At 60.6% G+C, this 19,595-nt stretch carries 17 protein-coding genes; 8 read left to right on the top strand and 9 right to left on the bottom strand.

Annotation, left to right across the window (positions count from 1 at the left end):
• Positions 1 to 49 precede the first annotated feature (49 nt).
• Complete coding sequence (locus OU694_RS07885; protein WP_308910435.1) at positions 50 to 952, top strand: ROK family protein; 903 nt, start codon at positions 50 to 52, stop codon at positions 950 to 952.
• Positions 953 to 957: 5 nt separating this feature from the next.
• Here the strand turns inward: OU694_RS07885 and OU694_RS07880 are convergent, their stop codons facing one another.
• Both OU694_RS07880 and OU694_RS07875 read right to left on the bottom strand, forming a co-directional pair.
• Positions 958 to 1,956 carry a LacI family DNA-binding transcriptional regulator gene (locus tag OU694_RS07880; protein ID WP_308910434.1) on the bottom strand — a complete coding sequence of 333 codons (999 nt, stop codon included), beginning with the start codon at positions 1,954 to 1,956 and terminating at the stop codon, positions 958 to 960.
• Between the two features lie 160 nt (positions 1,957 to 2,116).
• A complete protein-coding gene (locus OU694_RS07875) occupies positions 2,117 to 2,809 on the bottom strand; it encodes a GntR family transcriptional regulator (RefSeq protein WP_308910433.1) in 693 nt (230 codons plus the stop codon).
• 154 nt (positions 2,810 to 2,963) lie between these two features.
• Here OU694_RS07875 and OU694_RS07870 point away from each other — a divergent pair, with 154 nt between their 5' ends.
• The 7 genes from OU694_RS07870 (at position 2,964) to OU694_RS07840 (ending at position 13,244) form a co-directional block, all read left to right on the top strand.
• A complete protein-coding gene (locus tag OU694_RS07870) occupies positions 2,964 to 4,025 on the top strand; it encodes a Rieske 2Fe-2S domain-containing protein (protein ID WP_308910432.1) in 1,062 nt (353 codons plus the stop codon).
• Between the two features lie 321 nt (positions 4,026 to 4,346).
• Positions 4,347 to 6,689, top strand: coding sequence for a TonB-dependent receptor (locus OU694_RS07865; protein ID WP_308910431.1), 2,343 nt, complete (start codon positions 4,347 to 4,349; stop codon positions 6,687 to 6,689).
• A gap of 163 nt (positions 6,690 to 6,852) precedes the next feature.
• The gene (locus OU694_RS07860; protein WP_289502946.1) at positions 6,853 to 7,305 is read left to right on the top strand and encodes a MarR family winged helix-turn-helix transcriptional regulator; all 453 of its coding nucleotides are present in this window, start codon (positions 6,853 to 6,855) and stop codon (positions 7,303 to 7,305) included.
• A 142-nt stretch (positions 7,306 to 7,447) separates the two neighbouring features.
• Positions 7,448 to 8,770: an MFS transporter gene (locus tag OU694_RS07855; protein ID WP_308910430.1), complete on the top strand. Its 1,323-nt coding sequence runs from the start codon at positions 7,448 to 7,450 to the stop codon at positions 8,768 to 8,770.
• A gap of 52 nt (positions 8,771 to 8,822) precedes the next feature.
• Positions 8,823 to 10,241 (top strand): aldehyde dehydrogenase, encoded by a 1,419-nt coding sequence (locus OU694_RS07850; protein ID WP_308910429.1) that lies wholly within the window; start codon positions 8,823 to 8,825, stop codon positions 10,239 to 10,241.
• Between the two features lie 26 nt (positions 10,242 to 10,267).
• Positions 10,268 to 11,098 carry a p-hydroxycinnamoyl CoA hydratase/lyase gene (locus OU694_RS07845; RefSeq protein ID WP_308910428.1) on the top strand — a complete coding sequence of 277 codons (831 nt, stop codon included), beginning with the start codon at positions 10,268 to 10,270 and terminating at the stop codon, positions 11,096 to 11,098.
• 4 nt (positions 11,099 to 11,102) lie between these two features.
• Positions 11,103 to 13,244 carry an acetate--CoA ligase family protein gene (locus OU694_RS07840; protein WP_308910427.1) on the top strand — a complete coding sequence of 714 codons (2,142 nt, stop codon included), beginning with the start codon at positions 11,103 to 11,105 and terminating at the stop codon, positions 13,242 to 13,244.
• Positions 13,245 to 13,292: 48 nt separating this feature from the next.
• Here the strand turns inward: OU694_RS07840 and OU694_RS07835 are convergent, their stop codons facing one another.
• The 7 genes from OU694_RS07835 to OU694_RS07805 are packed head-to-tail and all read right to left on the bottom strand — an operon-like array spanning position 13,293 to position 19,578.
• Positions 13,293 to 14,300 carry an aldo/keto reductase gene (locus tag OU694_RS07835; protein WP_308910426.1) on the bottom strand — a complete coding sequence of 336 codons (1,008 nt, stop codon included), beginning with the start codon at positions 14,298 to 14,300 and terminating at the stop codon, positions 13,293 to 13,295.
• Positions 14,301 to 14,312: 12 nt separating this feature from the next.
• Positions 14,313 to 15,491 carry a 4-hydroxybenzoate 3-monooxygenase gene (gene pobA, locus OU694_RS07830; protein WP_308910425.1) on the bottom strand — a complete coding sequence of 393 codons (1,179 nt, stop codon included), beginning with the start codon at positions 15,489 to 15,491 and terminating at the stop codon, positions 14,313 to 14,315.
• A gap of 2 nt (positions 15,492 to 15,493) precedes the next feature.
• A complete protein-coding gene (locus tag OU694_RS07825; RefSeq protein ID WP_308910424.1) occupies positions 15,494 to 16,441 on the bottom strand; it encodes a Gfo/Idh/MocA family oxidoreductase in 948 nt (315 codons plus the stop codon).
• Positions 16,442 to 16,443: 2 nt separating this feature from the next.
• On the bottom strand, positions 16,444 to 17,292 hold the full coding sequence (locus tag OU694_RS07820) for a class III extradiol dioxygenase subunit beta (RefSeq protein ID WP_308910423.1): 849 nt from the start codon (positions 17,290 to 17,292) through the stop codon (positions 16,444 to 16,446).
• A complete protein-coding gene (ligA, locus tag OU694_RS07815) occupies positions 17,292 to 17,696 on the bottom strand; it encodes a protocatechuate 4,5-dioxygenase subunit alpha (RefSeq protein WP_308910422.1) in 405 nt (134 codons plus the stop codon). Before ligA ends, OU694_RS07820 begins: the two co-directional genes overlap by 1 nt.
• Positions 17,693 to 18,718 (bottom strand): amidohydrolase family protein, encoded by a 1,026-nt coding sequence (locus OU694_RS07810; protein ID WP_308910421.1) that lies wholly within the window; start codon positions 18,716 to 18,718, stop codon positions 17,693 to 17,695. Before OU694_RS07810 ends, ligA begins: the two co-directional genes overlap by 4 nt.
• A complete protein-coding gene (locus tag OU694_RS07805) occupies positions 18,715 to 19,578 on the bottom strand; it encodes an NAD(P)-dependent oxidoreductase (protein ID WP_308910420.1) in 864 nt (287 codons plus the stop codon). The genes OU694_RS07810 and OU694_RS07805 overlap by 4 nt, the downstream gene beginning before the upstream one ends.
• Positions 19,579 to 19,595: the final 17 nt, after the last annotated feature.

Raw genomic sequence — 19,595 nt, 5'->3', positions numbered from 1 at the left:
GTACAAAGGCATTTGCTGATATTTCCATATGGGGCCGGAGGGGATGAATTTGAGCGAAGATGAGCGGAAACAGGTGCTCGGTGGCATTGATGCCGGCGGCACGACCTTCAAATGTGCGTTGGCGGGGCTGGACGGGAAAATTATCGCACGCAAGCGTGTCCCGGTGAACGGGCCGGATCTGACCATCGTGGCGGTGGCTGCCTTTTTCAGGGGGGCGATGGCCACGCACCATGCCACGATGACCAGGCTTGGTGTGGCATCTTTCGGGCCCGTCGATATCGACCCTGCATCTGAAAGTTACGGCACTATTCTGGATACACCGAAGCCCGGCTGGGCACTTTGCGATCTTCGGGGAAGGTTGCATGCCGCCCTCGGTGTGCCGGTCCATATCGAAACCGATGTGAACGGCGCCTTGCTTGCGGAAATGGAGTGGGGGGTGGCCAGGGGATGTGCCAGCGCCGCCTATGTGACTGTTGGTACCGGAATCGGGGCGGGCATCTATACAGGCGGTCGCCTGCTCGGGCATCCTGTTCATCCCGAATTCGGACATATCCGCCTGCAGCGCCACCCGCAGGATGCGGGCTTCCCCGGAAGTTGCGTCTTTCACGGCGACTGTCTTGAAGGACTGGCCAGCGCAAAGGCACTTCAGGACCGCTTCGGCGATCCGGGGCTACTACCGGCCGACCATCTGGCGTGGGAGATTGAGGCATACTATCTGGCACAGGCTTGCCTCGCGCTGGTACTGACAGCTCGAGTCGAGCGGGTGATTCTGGGGGGCGGCATTCTTCTGGCGGTGGGGCTGATCGACAGGGTTCGGACAGCCTACGACAAGCTCATGAATGGCTATGTGAAGGACAGGGCAACCGCGGAACTGATCACGACGCCGGGGCTTGGCGATGACGCTGGCCTGATGGGCGGTATTCTGCTCGCGATGCGTGGATCAGAGGGCTGATGTCGTCAGCCTGCGGCGACGGTTGACTGGCGCACCACAAGGCGGGTCGGGGTCACTTGCGAGTGAACCTCTTCCCCCGCCAGTTTCCGCAGCAGCAGGTCCACCATGATCTCACCGCCCTGTTTGATGCTCTGGTCGATGGTGGTCAGGTGCGGGACAACCATGGTCGAGTGGCTGATATTGTCATAACCGACAATCGCCACATCCTGCGGCACGCTCATGCCCCGCGCATTGACCGCATGCAGGGCCGCGATCGCAAGCACATCGGATGCGGCAAAGATAGCGTCAAACTGTTTTCCGCTATCGATGAATTCGAGGCTTTTCTCGAATGCGTTCTGTGCCCCGAAATCAAGCCCCAGGACCAGCTCTGACGGGTGTCGCAACCCCATAACCCGATAGGCGTCCTGCAGCCCGGAGTAGCGCAGTAACACCTCCGGCAATTCCATGTTGCCGACGAAAAGGATGCGGCGGCGGCCAAGAGACAAAAGGTGTTCGGCTGCCAGCCGCCCGCCCTCGCGGTTGTCGCTGCCGACGAGTGTATATTCGTCTTCTTCCGTCTTGCCGCCCCAGACGACGACACGGTCCTTCAGGGGGCCGAGATCGTGCAGGCGCGCGCTGAGGCCTGCTTGTCCGATCACGATCAGGCCATCGGCGCGGCCGGCTTCCAGAAGGCGCTTTTCTGCGATCTTCTCTTTTTCCTTCGGCATGTTGACGATGAGGTCATATCCAGCGTCCGAAGCCGCGTTGCCGACCGCTGCGATCATTTCCAGAAAGAACGGGTCGGAAATGGTCTGGCCGGATTCCGGCCGCAAGGGGATGACAAGGCCGATGGCCTCGCTCGTCTGGCGGCGCAAGCTGCGGGCGGAGGTGTTGATCACATATCCCGTCGAAGCGGCGACCTCGAGGATATATTTCTTGGTCTCAGGCTTGACCCGCGGGCTGTCGCTGAGCGCACGGGACACGGTGGAGATATCCACACCGGCCATTCGTGCCAGTTCCGACATCGTCATCTTTGTGCGGCGCGCGTGCATAGGGTCGTCGTGCAGATCCTGGTTTCCAAGCTGAACTCAAGCCTTTGATAACCATTAGTGTGACCAACCACAAAGAGCAACAGCCTAACGCTCTGGCACAAGGCGGATCGTTGCAGCGGTCACGTTGCAGCGGTCAGGTCTTCGGGGCCGGATCAGCGGACTGGAGCAAATCGGTGTAGCGGATCACGGCGGCGGCATGTTCCCGCATCAGGGCTTCGGCGCGGGCCGCCTGGCCGGCTTCAAGCGCGTCTACGATGGCATGATGTTGCATATGGGCATAGCTGAGCCGGCGAAACTCGCGCTCCATTTCGGACGTGTTGATCGTCATGGCCTTCACCGAGGCAAAGGGCAGGTGATCGTTGCGGGTGAGGGCCGTTGCCACTGCCGCGTTGCCGCTCGCCGCGACGATGGTTTCATGGAAGCAGACATTCATCGAATGATAGGCTTCAGCGTCGCCCTCATCGAGATGGCCCTTGGCAAGGAGCCGGTCGCCCTCCACGAGGCATCCACGCAGCTGCTTTTTTGTCCCTTGATCAAGGCCGCGTTCCCCAAGCTGGCGGACGGCCAGCCCCTCAAGGACGCCGCGAACCTCAACGGCATCGACGATATCATTGTAGCTGAAGTGGCGGACCATATAGCCGCGCACGCCGGCACGAACCAGCAGTCCCTCCGACTCCAGTTCGCGGAATGCCGTGCGGACGGGCATGCGCGAGACACCAAGCCGTTCGGCAATCGCTGTTTCGACAAGCCTCTCGCCGGCAGTGAGCTCGCCGGAACCTATCATTTGCCGAAGCGTCACCATGACCTGAGAGCCGGGTTTTTGCACGTGTTTCTCCGCTTTTCCTGTCCGGAAGGGATGATGCCCCGATACGAAGCTTCATGTCTCGGCCAGTTTTGTAATGGATCCATAAAATGTCAATATATGTTGACTATCGGTAAAAATTCAAAATATTGGATCCAATTTGGATGGGAGAGACAAGATGTTCCTGAAGAATGCCTGGTACGTGGCCTGCACGCCGGATGAAATCGCCGAGGGGCCTTTGGGGCGTCAGATCTGCGGCGAGAAGATCGTCTTCTATCGCGGTGAAGGTGGCCGGGTGGCGGCGGTGGAGGATTTCTGCCCACATCGCGGTGCGCCCCTGTCGCTCGGTACGGTCCGGGACGGGAAGCTTGTGTGCGGCTATCACGGGCTGACCATGGGGTGCGACGGCGCGACGCTCGCGATGCCCGGGCAGCGTGTCGATGGCTTTCCGCGCATCCGGTCCTTCGCTGTAGAGGAACGCTATGGCTTCATCTGGGTGTGGCCCGGCCAACGCGAGCTGGCTGATACCAGCCTTATCCATCATCTCGAATGGGCGGATGATCCTGCATGGGCTTATGGTGGCGGGCGCTTCCATATCCAGTGTGACTATCGCCTGATGATCGACAATCTGATGGATCTGACGCATGAGACCTATGTGCATGCAAACAGCATCGGCCAGAAGGAGATCGACGAAGCTGCACCCACGACCAGCATCGAAGGGGAGCAGGTCATCACCAGCCGCCACATGGAAAATGTGATGGCGCCCCCCTTCTGGCGGATGGCGCTTCGGGCCAATGGCCTTGCTGATGACAAGCCTGTCGACCGGTGGCAAATCTGCCGCTTCACCCCGCCAAGCCATGTGATGATCGAGGTCGGGGTCGCCCACGCCGGGCATGGGGGCTATGACGCACCCGATGATGTCAAAGCGTCCAGCATTGTGGTCGATTTCATCACGCCGGAAACCGAAACCTCGCACTGGTATTTCTGGGGGATGGCGCGCCGCTTCAAGCCCGATGATCAGGCGATCACCGATAGCATCCGCGAAGGGCAGGGCAAAATATTCAGCGAAGATCTCGAGATGCTCGAACGCCAGCAAGCCAACCTGCTGGCCTATCCGGATCGTCGCCTTCTCGGGCTCAATATCGATGCCGGCGGCGTGCGTGCGCGGGGAATTCTGTCCCGCAAGCTCAAGGCCGAACAGGCTGCCGCCGGCGACACCAAAGCGGCTGTTGGTGCCTGACGGGTTACGCTCCTTGCTGGCTTGATGTCGGTCGGGATGTTACCGGCGCTGGTTTCGGAAGCCGAACACCAGTGTCGGAAAAGGCCGATTCCTGTCGTTCAGGCGCACAATTGCGACCATTCAGTACATATCCATGCCGTTTCTGATCAAGGCATGCAATAAATAGTATTGCATGCAGACAGTATCCTAGTCATACTATTTTCGAACCGACTGCCAGGGAGGGTGTTCGGTGCGGTCTCTTCGACAGGCGATGGTTGCTTTGAGGGAATATAGCAGCCGGCTGGTCTGCAGGGGAGATGCGGAACAATTGGGGAGGGGTCCATGACCAGCATCAAGTCGCGCCTTCGCGGCGCCAGTTCTACTTATGTCATATCCACAGTTATGGCGGCCGCCACGTTTCTGGTGCCCGCAACGGCTGCCAGTGCGGCAGGGCAGGAAGATTCCGGTGTCATCACGATCGAAGAAGTCGTGGTGACGGCGCGCAAGCGCGAAGAAAACATGCAGGATACGCCGATTGCCGTATCTGCTTTCTCGGAAAAGGCGCTGGAGCGCCAGCAGATCACCGGCACGACGGACCTTGATCGCATCACGCCGGGCCTGCAATTCACAAGCTACGGCCAGCTTTCGGGCAATAACTCCGCGGCCCAGGTCTTCATTCGCGGCATCGGGCAGGTTGACCCGACAGGGGCCGTTGATCCCGGCGTTGGCATTTATGTGGACGATGTCTATATGGGCCGGTCGGTCGGTGGCGCGATGGATTTCAATGATGTCGCTAACGTGCAGATCCTCCGTGGGCCGCAAGGTACGCTTTTCGGCCGCAACACGATCGGCGGCGCTGTGATTCTGACCTCCAACACGCCGGGTGATGAACTTGGCGGCAGCGCGAAAGTGCGGATCGGTAGTGACGATCAGCGCGAGTTTTCGGTTGCGGCTGACCTGCCGCTTGGCGAAACTTTGAAGAGCCGCGTGTCGGTAAGCCGACGTACGCGCGACGGCTATGTCACCCGCCTCGTTGATGGCCTTGATCTTGGTGACACCGACAATTGGGCGTTGAAGGGCGCTTTGCGCTGGACGCCGAGTGCAGATGTCACCGTGACCGTTCGGGCTGACTATAGCAAGGCCGACGAGAACGGTTCGCCGTTCGTGTTCAAGGAAATCAATCCCAATGCGGCGTTCGTCGCGGCCGTCAGTGTTGGTGCGGGGTGTCCGGGGGCAACGTTCCCGCCGCCGAGCACGCCAGAGATCAATGATCCGCGGTGCGCCAACAATTTCTGGAACCTCGGGCCGTTCACGAACGGCGGCAACGCAAATGTGAGCAGCAAGACCGAGAACTGGGGCCTTTCCGGCGTTATCGATTGGACGGTCAATGACAATCTCTCGCTGAAGTCGGTCACGGCATACAGGGATCTTACCTGGTCCGGCGTCCGGGATGCCGATAACACGCCGTTCACGATCCTGACCACCGACTATTCGAGCGTGAGCAAGCAGTTTAGCCAAGAGTTCCAGGCGCTGTTCGAGTTCGGTGCGCTGCACGGTGTGGCTGGTCTCTATTATTTTGATGAAGACACCAATGACTATGTAACAGTCTTCCTCGGGGCCCCTCCGGGTGCCGTTGCTGCCGGAAGTGTAGGCTCACGCGACCTGCAGATTGTGGACCTCAGCACCGAAAGCTGGGCCGGGTTCACGGAATGGACTTATGATGTGTCCGACCGCTTCTCGGTTTCTGGCGGGTTGCGCTATACGGAGGAAACGAAGGGGATGCAGCTCATCGCCTTCAACATCTTCCCGTCGACCCTGCCGGATCCCGATCCGCTGCCATCCAGCACGCCGACCTTGTTCGTGGAGCCCGATCTGTTCGAGACGGATTTCTCCTCCATGACGGGCACGGTCAAGGCACAGTATCGCTGGTCTGACTCGCTGATGACTTACGCAAGCTGGTCGCAGGGTTTCAAGAGCGGTGGCTATAACCAGCGCTACAACGCACCGCCTCCGGGCTTTTTGCCGATTGCATTCGATGAGGAACGCGCCACCAACCTGGAGGCAGGCTTCAAGGCAGACGTCAACCGGGTCTTCCGCCTGAACGGTGCGATTTTCCACACCAAATACAAGGATATCCAGCTCATCTACCGCCTTGGCGTGGTGCCGCTGCTGTTCAACGCAGGCTCGGCAACGATCGACGGGGCAGAGCTTGAGATGGCTTTCGTGCCGACCGACCGGTTCATGATCGAAGGCAGCCTCGGCTATCTGGACAGCAAGATCGACGAGATTACCGAGGTGCCCGGCACCACGGCGACTGTCGGCCCGGACAACCGCTTGCCCTTCACGCCCAAATGGAAAGGCAATATCGGGGTGAGCTATGTCTTCCCGCTGTCTGGCGATCTTGAACTGACCCCGCGGGTTGACCTGTCCTACACCGCGTCCCAGTTCTTCGATGCTGCGAACAGCATCGAGGTCGCGCAGGACAAGGGTGTAACGCTTGTCAACGCCTCGCTCCGGCTTGCCGAGCGCGAGGGGGGCTGGAACCTGACGTTCGGGATCGAGAACCTGACCGACGAGCTTTATCCGGTGGCGGGCAACTCGTCGCTCTCGACGGCGACCGGTTATGCGGAAATCATCTATGCCCGGAAACGCACCTGGTTCCTGAGTGCCGGTCTGGAGTTCTGACGGCAGGGCTAAGGATCAAAGATCGGGATCTGCCCGAAAGGGCAGCAATCCCGATCTTTGAGAACAAGGGAAGCGGTGCACGCAAGGGCGCAATTTCAAACTTGTTCATGCCATCAATTGTCCATAGGTTCAGGGCTTGGTTTCAACTTGATCCGGCAAGAATATGAGTGGCGTAACTTCACTAGGCATCATTGCAAAGCGGCTTGGCTATCAACTGCACCAGACCGATGTGGCGACCATGGCGCTTCTGTCGGCGGAGCTGGCGGAGCATGGCCTGACGCCCGCGAGGGCAACGGCGCTTTTCTATGTGGCGCTGCATGAAGGATGCGACCAGGTGGCGCTCGGGCGTGCGCTCGGGGTCAACCGGGCCAGCACAATGAAGCTTGTCGACCAGCTTGTCGCCCTTGGCGCTGTCGAAAGAAGGCCGGGGCGGGACCGCCGCAGCAATGCGCTTCACATGACGCCCGCCGGCCTCGTGTTGCAGGAAAAGGTGGAGCAGGCGACGGCGCTTCACGACCAGCACGCCTTCGGCGATCTGAGTGCCGACGAGCGGGCAGAGCTTCGTCGTTTGCTGAGCAAGGTACGGACATCGGTTCGTAGCAAGCCGAAGGCCTGAAGCCAGTAAAGCCTTGAAAATATGGCTATAGTTGCAGATCGGTTATGTATGTTGACACAATTGTATCATAAGCATACTAATTGAGTCGGGATGGGAAAGACAGGTGTGCGGCCGCGCCGGTGCCTGCTGTTGGGGATAACTTATGAGTTTCGATGAAGATCCGAGATCGGTGCTTGCCAGGTCGCCGATGAAGGGCATGCAGGTCGTTGTCGTGGTGCTTTGTGTTCTGCTGACAGCGCTTGATGGTTTTGACGTTCTGTCGATCAGTTTTGCGTCACCGGGGATTGCGGCGGAGTGGGGAATTGACCGCGCGGCCCTTGGCCTTGTGCTGTCGATGGAATTGTTCGGCATGTCCGTCGGATCGATCACCCTCGGGCATTTTGCCGACCGCATAGGTCGCCGCCCGACCATTCTGATCTGTCTCGTGATCATGACCATCGGGATGGGCAGTGCGATTTTCACCACCAGTATCCTGATGCTGTCGATTGTCCGGCTGATAACCGGCGTGGGCATTGGCGGCATGCTGGCCAGCACGAATGCGATGGCAGCAGAGTTCGCGAATGATCGCTGGCGGAGTTTTGCGGTTACCGCGATGGCTGCGGGTTACCCGATCGGCGCCATCGTTGGCGGTGCGCTCGCCTCCATGCTGCTCGTGGATGGCAACTGGCGGGACGTCTTCGTGCTTGGCACGATCATGACGGCTTTGATGTTGCCGCTGACATGGTTCCTGCTGCCGGAGTCCATCGACTATCTGATGCAGAAGAAGCAGCAGGAACGTCCGATTGCGCGCATCAATGCGGTGCTGAAGCGGCTTGGCCATGCCACCGTGACACGGTTGGCGCCGCCGCAGGCGAGCGCGAACCAGCGCGGCGGTGTGACGGCATTGTTCTCCGGTGCCTATGCCGGCCCGACAATCCTGCTGACGCTCGCTTATTTCACCCACATCATGACCTTCTATTTCATCCTGAAATGGATCCCGAAGATCGTTGTCGATATGGGCTATGCACCTTCGGAAGCGGGCGCCGTGCTCGTGGCGGCCAATATCGGCGGCCTCGCCGGGGCTTTCCTTCTTGGCATTTTCAGCTTGCGGATCAGTACGCGGTTGCTGGTGATCGGCGCGATGGCGGCATCGGTTCTGGCGGTGATTTATTTCGGGCTGGGGCAGAGCGAACTTGCGGGCCTGTCGTTCGTTGCCGCTGTCGTGGGCTTTTGCACCAACGCCGGCGTCGTTGGCCTCTATGCGCTGATCGCGCAGGCTTATCCGGCTTCGCTGAGGGCCGGGGGAACCGGCCTCATCATCGGCATTGGCCGTGGCGGTGCAGCACTCGGGCCTGTGATTGCCGGGCTTCTTTTCACGCTGGGTTATGGCCTTGGAGGCGTTTCTGTCGCGATGGCGGCAGGGTCGCTCATCGCCGCCGCCGCGATATTTGCCCTGCGGCCGGCCCGGCAATCCACCGATCCATGAAACACCAAGCATTGCGTCAACAGAATAGACATTGATCCTGGAGGGGACCGACATGACACAGACAAGCGCGACCAGGACGTTCGAGCGCCGCAACCCCGTCACCAATGAGGTGGCGACCACCGCTCAGGCGATGACAGCCACAGAGGCGGGCGCTGTTGCCGACAAGGCAGCAAAAGCCTTTCCGGTATGGAGCACCCTTGGCCCCAACGCCCGCCGCGGCTTCCTGATGAAGGCGGCTGCAGCCCTCGATGCTCGTGCAAACGACTTTGTCGATGCGATGATGGGCGAGATTGGCGCTACCGAGGGCTGGGCACGGTTCAACCTGATGCTCGCCAGTAGCATGGTACGCGAGGCCGCCGCGCTGACGACCCAGATTTCGGGCGAGGTGATCCCGTCCGACAAGCCGGGCTGTATCGCCATGGCCCTGCGGGAGCCTGCAGGGGTCGTGCTTGGTATCGCACCCTGGAACGCGCCGATCATCCTCGGGGTGCGGGCGATTGCCGTGCCGCTTGCCTGCGGCAACAGTGTGATCCTCAAGGCTTCCGAGGTGTGCCCGCGGACCCACAGCCTTATCATCGATGCTTTCGCCGAAGCCGGATTGCCGGACGGCACTGTCAATATCGTCACCAACGCGCCGGCGGACGCTGGCGAAGTGGTTGGCACCCTGATCGACCATCCGGGGGTCCGGCGCATCAATTTCACCGGCTCTACCGCTGTCGGCCGCATTGTCGCGAAGCGGGCGGCCGAAAATCTGAAGCCCGTGCTTCTGGAACTTGGCGGCAAGGCCCCCCTGATCGTGCTGGAGGATGCCGATCTGGACGAAGCCGTGAAGGCGGCAGCCTTCGGGGCGTTCATGAATCAGGGCCAGATTTGCATGTCGACGGAACGCCTGATTGTTGTCGATGCGGTTGCCGATGCCTTTGTCGAGAAATTCAAGGCGAAGGTCGCCACCATGGCAGCGGGTGACCCGCGCGAAGGGAAAACGCCCCTTGGTGCCGTGGTCGACCTGAAAACGGTCCGGCATGTTCAGTCATTGATCGACGATGCGGTGGCCGCAGGTGCCTCGCTTGCCAACGGCGGAGCTGCAAACGGCGTAATCATGCCCGCCCATGTCGTCGACAAGGTGACGCCTGCGATGCGGCTGTTCCGGGAGGAGAGCTTCGGGCCGGTTGTTGCAGTGGTGCGTGCCCGTGATGAGGCGCACGCCGTGGAGCTTGCCAACGACACCGAATATGGCCTCAGTGCTTCGGTCTTCACCCGCGATACGTCACGCGGGCTCCGGGTTGCGCGCCAGATAAAATCCGGCATCTGCCACGTCAACGGGCCGACCGTGCACGACGAGGCGCAGATGCCTTTCGGTGGTACCAAAGCCTCCGGCTATGGCCGTTTTGGCGGCAAGGCAGGCATTGATGCCTTCACAGAACTTCGCTGGGTCACGGTTGAAACCCAACCCGGCCATTTCCCCATTTGATCAAAGATTTCCAAGGAGTTGAAACAATGACAACCGAACGTCTGGAAGAAGACACAGTCGCCGTTACCATCGAGGACGGCATCGCGTGGGTGAGCTTCAATCGCCCCGAGAAACGCAATTGTATGAGCCCGAAACTCAATCGCCAGATGATGCGGGTGCTGGATGATCTGGAATTCCGCGATGACGTGGGCGTGCTTGTCCTGACCGGCGAAGGAACGGCCTGGAGCGCGGGCATGGACCTGAAGGAATATTTCCGGGAGAACGAGGCCAAAGGCCTTGGTGCCGTGCGGAATGCCCAGCGGGAATCCTACGGCTGGTGGCGCCGTCTGCGCTGGTACCAGAAGCCGACTATCGCCATGGTCAACGGCTGGTGCTTCGGCGGCGGCTACGGCCCGCTCTTTGCCTGTGACCTCGCCTTTGCGGCCGAGGAAGCCCAGTTCGGCCTGTCGGAAATCAACTGGGGCATCCTGCCGGGTGGCGGCGCCTCGAAAGTGATTGCCGAGCTCGTCTCCTTCCGCCGCGCCATGTACCACGCCATGATGGGCGAGAATATCGACGGCAAGACGGCCGCCGAATGGGGATTGGTGAACGAGGCGCTGCCGCTTTCGAACCTGAAGGCGCGGGTCACCGAGGTTGCCAAGGTGCTACTTGGGAAAAACCCGGTCGCGCTGAAGGCCACCAAGGATGCCATTCGCCGGGTTCGTGAAATGACCTACGATAATGCCGAGGATTTCCTTGTTCGTGCCCAGGAAGCTGCCAACAGCTTCGACAACGAAGGCCGCAAGGAAGGGATTCGTCAGTTCATCGATGAAAAGTCATACAAGCCCGGCCTCGGCGCTTACGATAAAAACAGGTAACCGCATGCCTGAAATTTCAGAGTTCGAACAGGATGCGTTGCCGCGCGCTGCGGTCGAGCGCCTCCTCAGGCCGCGATCCGTGGTGATTGTCGGGGCATCGGAAAAGCGCGGGGCGCTTGGGGCATCCGTTCTCGCCAATCTCGATAACAACGGGTTCGCGGGCGATATCCACCTGATCAATCCGAAAAGGGACGAAATCAACGGTCGTCCCTGTCTTGCCTCGATCGATCAGCTGCCGTCCGGGGTGGATGCCGCTGTGCTCGCCATCCCGCGTGCGGCCGTTCTTGACAGCATGAAGGCGCTCGCGGCCGCCAAGGTCGGGTCAGTGGTCATCTTTTCCGCCGGCTTTGCCGAAGGCGGCGAGGAAGGCCTGGCGGAGCAACGCGAAATCGCGCGGATCGCAAGGGACGCCGGCATGGTCGTTGAAGGCCCGAACTGCCTTGGCCTTGTCAATTATGTCGATGGCATCCCGCTCACCTTTGTGGAGACGAAGGCGAAGCCGCCCGGTGACCGGCCGGGGATCGGTATCGTGTCGCAAAGCGGCGCCATGGCGGCGGTCCTTGGCACGACGATAGCTAGCCGCGATCTTGGCCTCACCTTCTCCGTTTCCACCGGGAATGAGGCGGCGAGCGGCGTTGAAGATTATGTCGATTATCTCGTTGGCGATGCCGCCACGCGTGTGATCGTGATGCTGGTGGAACAGTTCCGGAAACCGCAGCGGTTTCTGGCAGCTGCCCACCGCGCCCGCGATGCCGGCAAGACAATCGTGCTCTTGCATCCCGGTAAAAGCAGTGCCGCGAGAGAGTCTGCGGCGACCCACACCGGTGCGCTGGCGGGCGATTATGCCGTCATGCGCACGAAGGTGGAACGGGCCGGGGTCATCTTCGCCGAAACACTCGAGGAACTGGCGGACATTGCCGAGATCATCGTGCGCTGCCCGGCAATGCCCAAAGGCGGCGCCGCTGTACTTGGCGAGTCCGGCGCCTTCAAGGCGCTGACCTACGATCTGTGCGAAACGCTGGGTGTCGACCTGCCAAAGGCCACGGCAGCAGACTCGCCAGCCTTGAGGGCGGCACTCCCCGAATTTGTCGAGGTCAGCAATCCTTTGGATCTGACCGCCCAAGGGCTCGTTGACCCCGATCTCTATTTCCGCACGCTCGCCGCACTTTTTGATGACGACCGGTTCGGCAGCATCGTTGTGGGCATCATTCAGACAGACCCTGTGACTTCGGGCATCAAGTTGCCGCCGATATTGAAGGCGGTATCCGAACTGAAGCCGCAAAAGCCTGTGATATTTGCGGGGCTTGATGAAGGAGGCGATATTCCGGCCGCCTTCATTGCCGATCTTCGCCGGTTGGGAATTCCCTATTTCCCGTCAACGGAAAGGGTTTTCCGGGCATTGAAGCGGTTGAATGACCTGGCTGCCAGAAGCTTTGCGCAAGCACTGGCCACGCATGTACCGTCTTCTGCGCTGCCGCCTGAAGGCGGTGTGATCCCGGAATACAAGGCGAAGGAGATACTGAAGCCCCACGGCATCGCTTTCCCTGCCGGCCAGTTTGCCTCGACCGTTGAAGAGGCGGTCGCGGCTGCCGAACGTTTGGGGTTCCCTGTTGCGCTGAAGGCGCAGTCCGCTGATCTCAGCCATAAAAGCGATGCTGGCGGGGTGGAACTGAATTGCGGAAGCGTAGCGGCGGTGCGTGAGGCCTGGGCCCGGATGCAGGCAAGCGTAAAAGCATATGATGCGTCGATCAGGCTGGATGGCGTGCTCGTCGAAGGAATGGGCAAGCGCGGCTTTGAAATGATCATCGGGGCCCGCAACGATCCGGACTGGGGGGCAGTCGTACTCGTTGGTGTCGGCGGCGTGACCGCTGAAATCATGAAGGACACGCGCCTTCTGGTGCCGGACCTGCCCTTGGATGAGATCGTTGCCGAGCTCGGCAAACTCAGGATGGCGCCGCTTCTTGAAGGCTATCGGGGGTCGCCGCGGCTGGATATCGGGGCCGTTGCCGGTATCATTTCCCGCCTTGGCCGGCTGATGGCGGCGGAGCCGAGGATTGCCGAAGTCGACCTCAATCCCGTGGTTGCCTATCCCGAGGGCGAAGGCGCAGTTGCGCTTGACGCGCTGATGATGGTCAGGCCCGAATAGTCAGAGGCTGAAGGGGCCGGCCCACAGATGGTGTCGGCCCCTTCAACTTCATGCTTCTTCTTCCGGCAACAGTTCGGTATCGATCTGTGCCTGCATGGCGGGGGAATAGCGCGGGCCAGCGACGGCACCGGGCGCGAAGATATCGTCCACGGCTGCCAGTGCCTCTGCATCGATGCTAAGTGACGCGGCAACAATGTCCTCGTCCAGATGAGCGATGGAGCGAGTGCCGGGGATCGGCACGATATGGTCCCCGCGCGACAATACCCATGCGAGTGACAATTGTGCCGGGGTGACGCCCGCCGCCATCGCCACCTTCTTGAAGCGGTCGAAAAGCGCCAGATTGTGGGTGAAATTCGGCTCCTGAAAGCGGGGCATGCTGGTGCGGATATCACCTTCCACGAAATCGAGGGAACTGACGGCACCGGCCAGAAACCCCCGGGCAACGGTGGAAAAGGCGACAAAGCCGATGCCAAGCTCCCGGCAGGTATCCAGCACCGCCACCTCGACATTCCTGACCCACGGCGAATATTCGCTTTGTACGGCTGCCAGCGGATGCTCCGCATGGGCGCGGCGGATGGTCGGAGCCGACATTTCGGATACACCGATGGCGCCGATCTTGCCGGCCTCCTTGGCGCGCGCAAGGGCGCCGACCGATTCCTCGATCGGTACGTTCCGGTCCAGCCGGTGCAGATAATAAAGATCGATATGATCGGTACCGAGCCGGACAAGCGCCTGATCGAGTGTTTTCAGGATGGCATCCGGCCGCCCATTGAGGCCGCGTTTACCATCATAGACATCAAGCACGCATTTGCTGGCGAGGGTAAACTCGGCCTTGCGGTGCATGATGGCCTTGCCCACCAGCCGCTCGTTGGCGCCCATGCCATAAAGTGCTGCGGTATCGAAAAAGGTGACACCCGCGTCAAGCGCGTGGTTCAGCAGACGGATTCCATCTGCCTCGGGCGGCGCAATGCCGTAGGCGTGGCTCAGGTTCATGCAGCCAAGGCCAATGGCGGAAACGGGGTAGGGGCCGATCTTGCGGATGGGAAGAGAGGTCATTCTGTTCCTTTCTCAGAGCGGCAGGCCGACATAATTCTCCGCGATGGCGGTCTGCGCCGCTTTTGATGAGGCAATATAATCAAGTTCTGCCACTTGCATGGCACGTTCGAAAGACCCGTCTTCCGGGAAGCGATGCATCAGCCGGGTCAGGGACCAGGAGAAGCGTTCGGATTTCCAGACACGGGCAAGCGCCTTTTCGGAATAGGAGGCGAGCGGCGTGCTGTCCTGCCTGTTGAAATAAGCTATCAGCCCATCGGACAGATAGGCAACATCGGATGCAGCCAGATTGAGCCCTTTGGCGCCGGTCGGCGGAACGATATGGGCGGCGTCTCCCGCCAGCATCAGGCTGCCGTATCGCATCGGCTCAAACACGAAAGACCGGAGCGGCGCGACGGACTTTTCAAGGGCAGGCCCCCGCGTGATATGGGCTGCGGCGTCCGGGCCAAGTCGAATGGCGAGTTCGTCCCACAGCTTTTCATCCGGCCAGTCATCGACTGTTTCACTGAGCGGCACATCGATATAATAGCGGCTGCGGGTTGTCGACCGCATCGAGGCGAGCGCAAAGCCACGTTCGTGGTTTGCATAGATAAGTTCGGCCTCGCATGGCGGCACGTCAGCAAGGATGCCGAGCCAGCCGAAGGGATAGACCCGCTCGTAGGCCGTTCCGGCGCTTTTCGGGATGGCCTGCCGGGAAGGGCCGTGGAACCCGTCGCAGCCGCAGATGAACCGGGCATTGATCCGGTGGTTGAGGCCGTCTTTTGTGTAGGTGATGTACGGTGTGTCGGTTTCGATATCATGGAGTGCCACATTGGCAGCTTCATAGATGATCTCGACGCCTCGCGGGCTCGCGGCATCCATCAGGTCGCGGGTGAGTTCCGTCTGGCCGTAAACCATGACCCGCTTACCGGTCAGGCCCGCAATATCGATATGGATCAGGCGCTTGCCATCGGCAAGATTGAAGCCTTCGTGATACAGGCCTTCTGCCTGCATGCGGGTATCGAGGCCAAGCCGTTCCATCAGGTCGATCGTTACCTGTTCCAGAACGCCTGCCCGGATGCGGCCAAGCACATAGTCGCCGCTGACCCGCTCGACGACGATGCAATCGATACCTTCGGCTTTCAGGAGATGCGCCAGAAGAAGACCGGCTGGCCCGGCGCCGATGATTGCAACCTGTGTCTTGACCCCGGCCATGATCAGCCTCCGTTGCGCAGTTGCTGTTCAAGGTCGTGTAGCACCTTGTAGCAGGGCAGGACCTTGGCAACGCTTGAATTGGGTTCCCGCCCTTCACGGATGGCGGCGATAAATTCGCGGTCCTGCAGCTCGATCCCGTTCATCGAGACATCAACCTTCGACACATCGATTGCTTCCTCTCGGCCGGTGACGAGATCGTCATAGCGGGCGATATAGGTGCCATTGTCGCAGATGTAGCGGAAGAAGGTGCCAAGCGGCCCGTCGTTGTTGAAGCTGAGCGACAGGGTGCAGATCGCCCCGCTTTCAGCCTTCAACTGGATTGACATATCCATGGCGATGCCAAGCTCGGGGTGGATCGGCCCCTGCAGGATGTTGCCGGCAACCACCGGCCCCGCCTGATAGCCAAACAGGTCGACCGTGTGGGCGGCATGGTGCCACAGCAGATGGTCCGTCCAGCTTCTGGGCTCGCCTTTGGCGTTCATGTTCTGGCGGCGGAAGAAATAGGTCTGCACGTCCATCTGCTGGACATTCAGTTCCCCCGCCTTGATGCGGTTATGGACCCACTGGTGCGACGGGTTGAAGCGGCGGGTATGGCCGACCATGCAGACAAGGCCGGTTTCCTGCTGCTTCTTCATCACTGCTTCCGAATCCGCCCAGCTGTCGGCGAGGGGGATTTCTACCTGCACATGCTTGCCGGCATCCATGCACTGGATGGCTTGTGCGGCATGCATCTGTGTCGGCGTACACAGGATCACCGCGTCCACGTCGTCGCGGGACAGTGTTTCAGCAAGGTCAGTGGTCGCATGGGGGATGCCGTATTTCTCGGCAATGGCCTGGGTCGGCTCCAGCCGGCGGCCAACGAGCGAGGTGACGGTTACGCCGTCGATTTTCCTGAGGCCGTCAAGGTGCTTCTCTCCGAAGGCGCCGGCACCGGCGAGGGCGATCCGCATTGTCAGTCTCCTGTGATTGGTTCTAGAACGATATGGCCGACCGCCGTGTTGCTGGCGGGCACATGATAATGGCGGTGAAGGCAGCGTGTGGCGGGACCGAGCGCGCCGCGCATGATCAGCCACATGACCATCTCGATGCCTTCCGAGCCCGTTTCGCGCAGATATTCGATATGAGGAATGTGGCGCAGCGCGTCGCTTTCCCCGATCAGGCCATCGAGGAACATATTGTCCCATTCGGCGTTGATGAGGCCGGCGCGGGGGCCCTGCAACTGGTGGCTCATGCCGCCTGTGCCCCAGACCTGCACATTCAGGTCTTCGGGGAAGCTTTTCACAGCTCGCCGGATCGCTTCGCCAAGTGCCCAGCAACGATTGCCGGTCGGCGGCGGGTAGGTGACAACATTGACCGCAAGCGGGACGACCTTTACGGGCCAGGCATCGGGCTCGCCGAACATCAGCGAAAGGGGAACCGTCAGTCCGTGGTCGACCGTCATCTCGTTGATGATGGTCATGTCGAATTCGTCGAGGATCAGGCTCTGGGCGATATGCCAGGCAAGGTCGGGATGGCCGATCACATCGGGCACCGGCCTCGGCCCCCAGCCTTCATCCGCTGGGGCGAAGCGTTCGCCGCAGCCGATGGCGAAGGTCGGGATGATCTTCATGTCGAAGGCGGATGCATGATCGTTGTAGACGAGGACGACGACGTCCGGCTTCTCGGTCCCGATCCAGCTTTTTGACCATTCATAGCCCGCGAACACTGGTTTCCAGTATTCTTCACCGGTCTTCTTCAGATCGATTGCCGCACCGATTGCGGGCACGTGGCTGGTTCCCACGCCTGCTGTTATCCGCGCCATCAACGTTTCTCCTTCTTCGAGCGCAAGCCTTCGGGGGAGCGCCCGCCCGCCAGCATCATGGCCTGATAATCTTCGACACTCATGCCGGTCATGGTCGAGACCGCCTGCACGAAGGAAAGCCCGTCGGTGGAAAATATCTTGGCGAGGAAATAGATGTTGCCGCCAAGATCGAGGAGGCGATTGTAGTCGCGGTCGAGGACTGCCTGCTTCTGCTCGTCGGTCATGGGCCAATCCGCCAGATAGGCGCGCTCATCCGCTTTCCAGCGGGCGCGGTTTTCCGGTTTCATCAGGCTCATGGCAAACTGGTTGAGCTGGTAGCCCTGACGTGCGCGGGCAGCCGTATAGACCCGCGTGCCGGGGATATCGTCGAAAGACGCCAGATACTGGTGGATGTCGGTTGTCACAGGCCCCTCGCTTTCAACTGCGTGTCAAGCCGCGGGAAGACGCGCCGGGCATTGCCCTCGAAGATCGCGTGCCGGTCGGCATCCGGTATATCAAGCGCATCGATATAGCGCTTGGTATCATCGAAATAATGGCCGGTGGTCGGGTCGATACCGCGCACCGCACCAACCATTTCGGATCCGAAAAGAATATTCTTGGTGTCGATCACGTTTGCCAGCAGGTCGATCCCCGGCTGGTGATAAACGCAGGTGTCAAAAAAGACATTGTTCATCAGGTGCCCATCAAGCGCCGGCTTTTTCAGCATGTCGGCAAGGCCCCGATAGCGGCCCCAGTGATAGGGCACCGCGCCGCCGCCATGCGGGATGATCATGCGAAGCGTCGGGAAGTCCTTGAACAGGTCCCCCTGCAACAGCTGCATGAAGGCGATGCTGTCTGCGGCGATATAGAAGGCGCCGGTGGCGTGAAGGCCGGGGTTGCAACTGCCCGAGACATGGATCATGGCGGGTACGTCCAGCTCCACCATCTTCTCGTAGATCGGATACCAGTAGCGGTCGGTCAGCGGCGGGTGGTTGAAATGACCGCCGCCCGGATCGGGATTGAGATTGCAGCCGATGAAGCCATGCTGTGTCACACAGCGCTCAAGCTCGGCGATGGAGGCTGTCAGGTCAGCCGCCGGCGACTGCGGCAGCATGCAGACGGGGGCGAAAACCTCGGGATAGAGCCCCGCCACCCGCGCGATCAGGTTGTTGCAGTGTTCGGACCAAGCCTGGCTTACCGCCTGATCGCCCACATGGTGCGCCATGGCGGATGCACGAGGCGAAAAGATCGTCATATCGGCGCCGCGCTCGCGGATCAGCTTTAACTGGTTCTTTTCGATCGTCTCGATGATTTCAGCGTCCGATATATCGGGGTAGGCGGGGGGCCTCCCACCCGTTTTGAAGGCAGCCTTCTGGGCCTCACGCCATTCATTGTGCGGTTCGGGTGCTGTGGTGTAATGGCCGTGGCAATCAATGACGAGGGTCATTCAGCCGCCTCCTTCTTTCCGGTGATTAGGGCCAGTTTGGCGGTCAGATTCTGTGGCGGCTTTTTGTGCCCCATGCTGCCAAGGGCGCGCTGGCGCACCACTGTGCCGCGGGTCATCAGGGGATCGACGCCAAGTTCGTCAAGGGTGCGGACCACTTCGTCCATCTCGGCGGCGCGGCGCAGGCCATGCACCAGCATGCGGTCGAGATTGTAATTCGCCTTGTCTGCCCATTCGGCACCAAGCGAGGCAAGGACATCGTCGACAACGCCTGCGGCACTGGCGGCGAGCATGCATTCGGCAGTCAGCGCCTCGATGCCCTTGATCATCACCGAACGGACCATCTTGATGGCGGAGGCGCGGCCCACGCCACCTGCCACGCGGCGGACGGCCCTGAAGCCAAGGCCCGTGAGCTTTGCTTCGGCTTCCGCACCCCAGTCGCCGCTCACGAGAAGCGGGACGTCAAGACGGGCGGGGTTGACCGGCGCCATGATCGCCACATCCACGTAGCGGCCCCCCGCCCCCTCGATAAAGGCGGCAGCTTCCCGCTTGGTGCCGGGCGAAACCGAGTTCATGTCGAAATACAGGCTGCCGGCAGCCATGTGGCCTGCGGCCTTGCGGGCGACAGCGAGCGATGATTCCGCCGTCACGAGGCTCAGGATAACCGCCCGGCCTGCAATGGCGTCTTCAAGGCTCGTGCAGCCATGCACGCCTGCAGTGCTGTAGCGGTTCTGCATAGCGCCCGCAGATGCGGCCTCTGTTGTGGCAATATCAAAAACCCGCGCGTCGGTGCGCCAATTGGCCGCAGCGGCGAAAGTCTCGCCGGCTTCCCCGAACCCAATGATGGCAAGATCCTGCTTCATGGAAACACCATAGGCCG

The sequence above is a fragment of the Pseudokordiimonas caeni genome (assembly GCF_026719705.1).
Classification (GTDB): domain Bacteria; phylum Pseudomonadota; class Alphaproteobacteria; order Sphingomonadales; family Kordiimonadaceae; genus Gimibacter; species Gimibacter caeni.
Note: the sequence above shows the minus strand (reverse complement) of the source record. Positions and strands in the feature narration are given on the sequence as shown.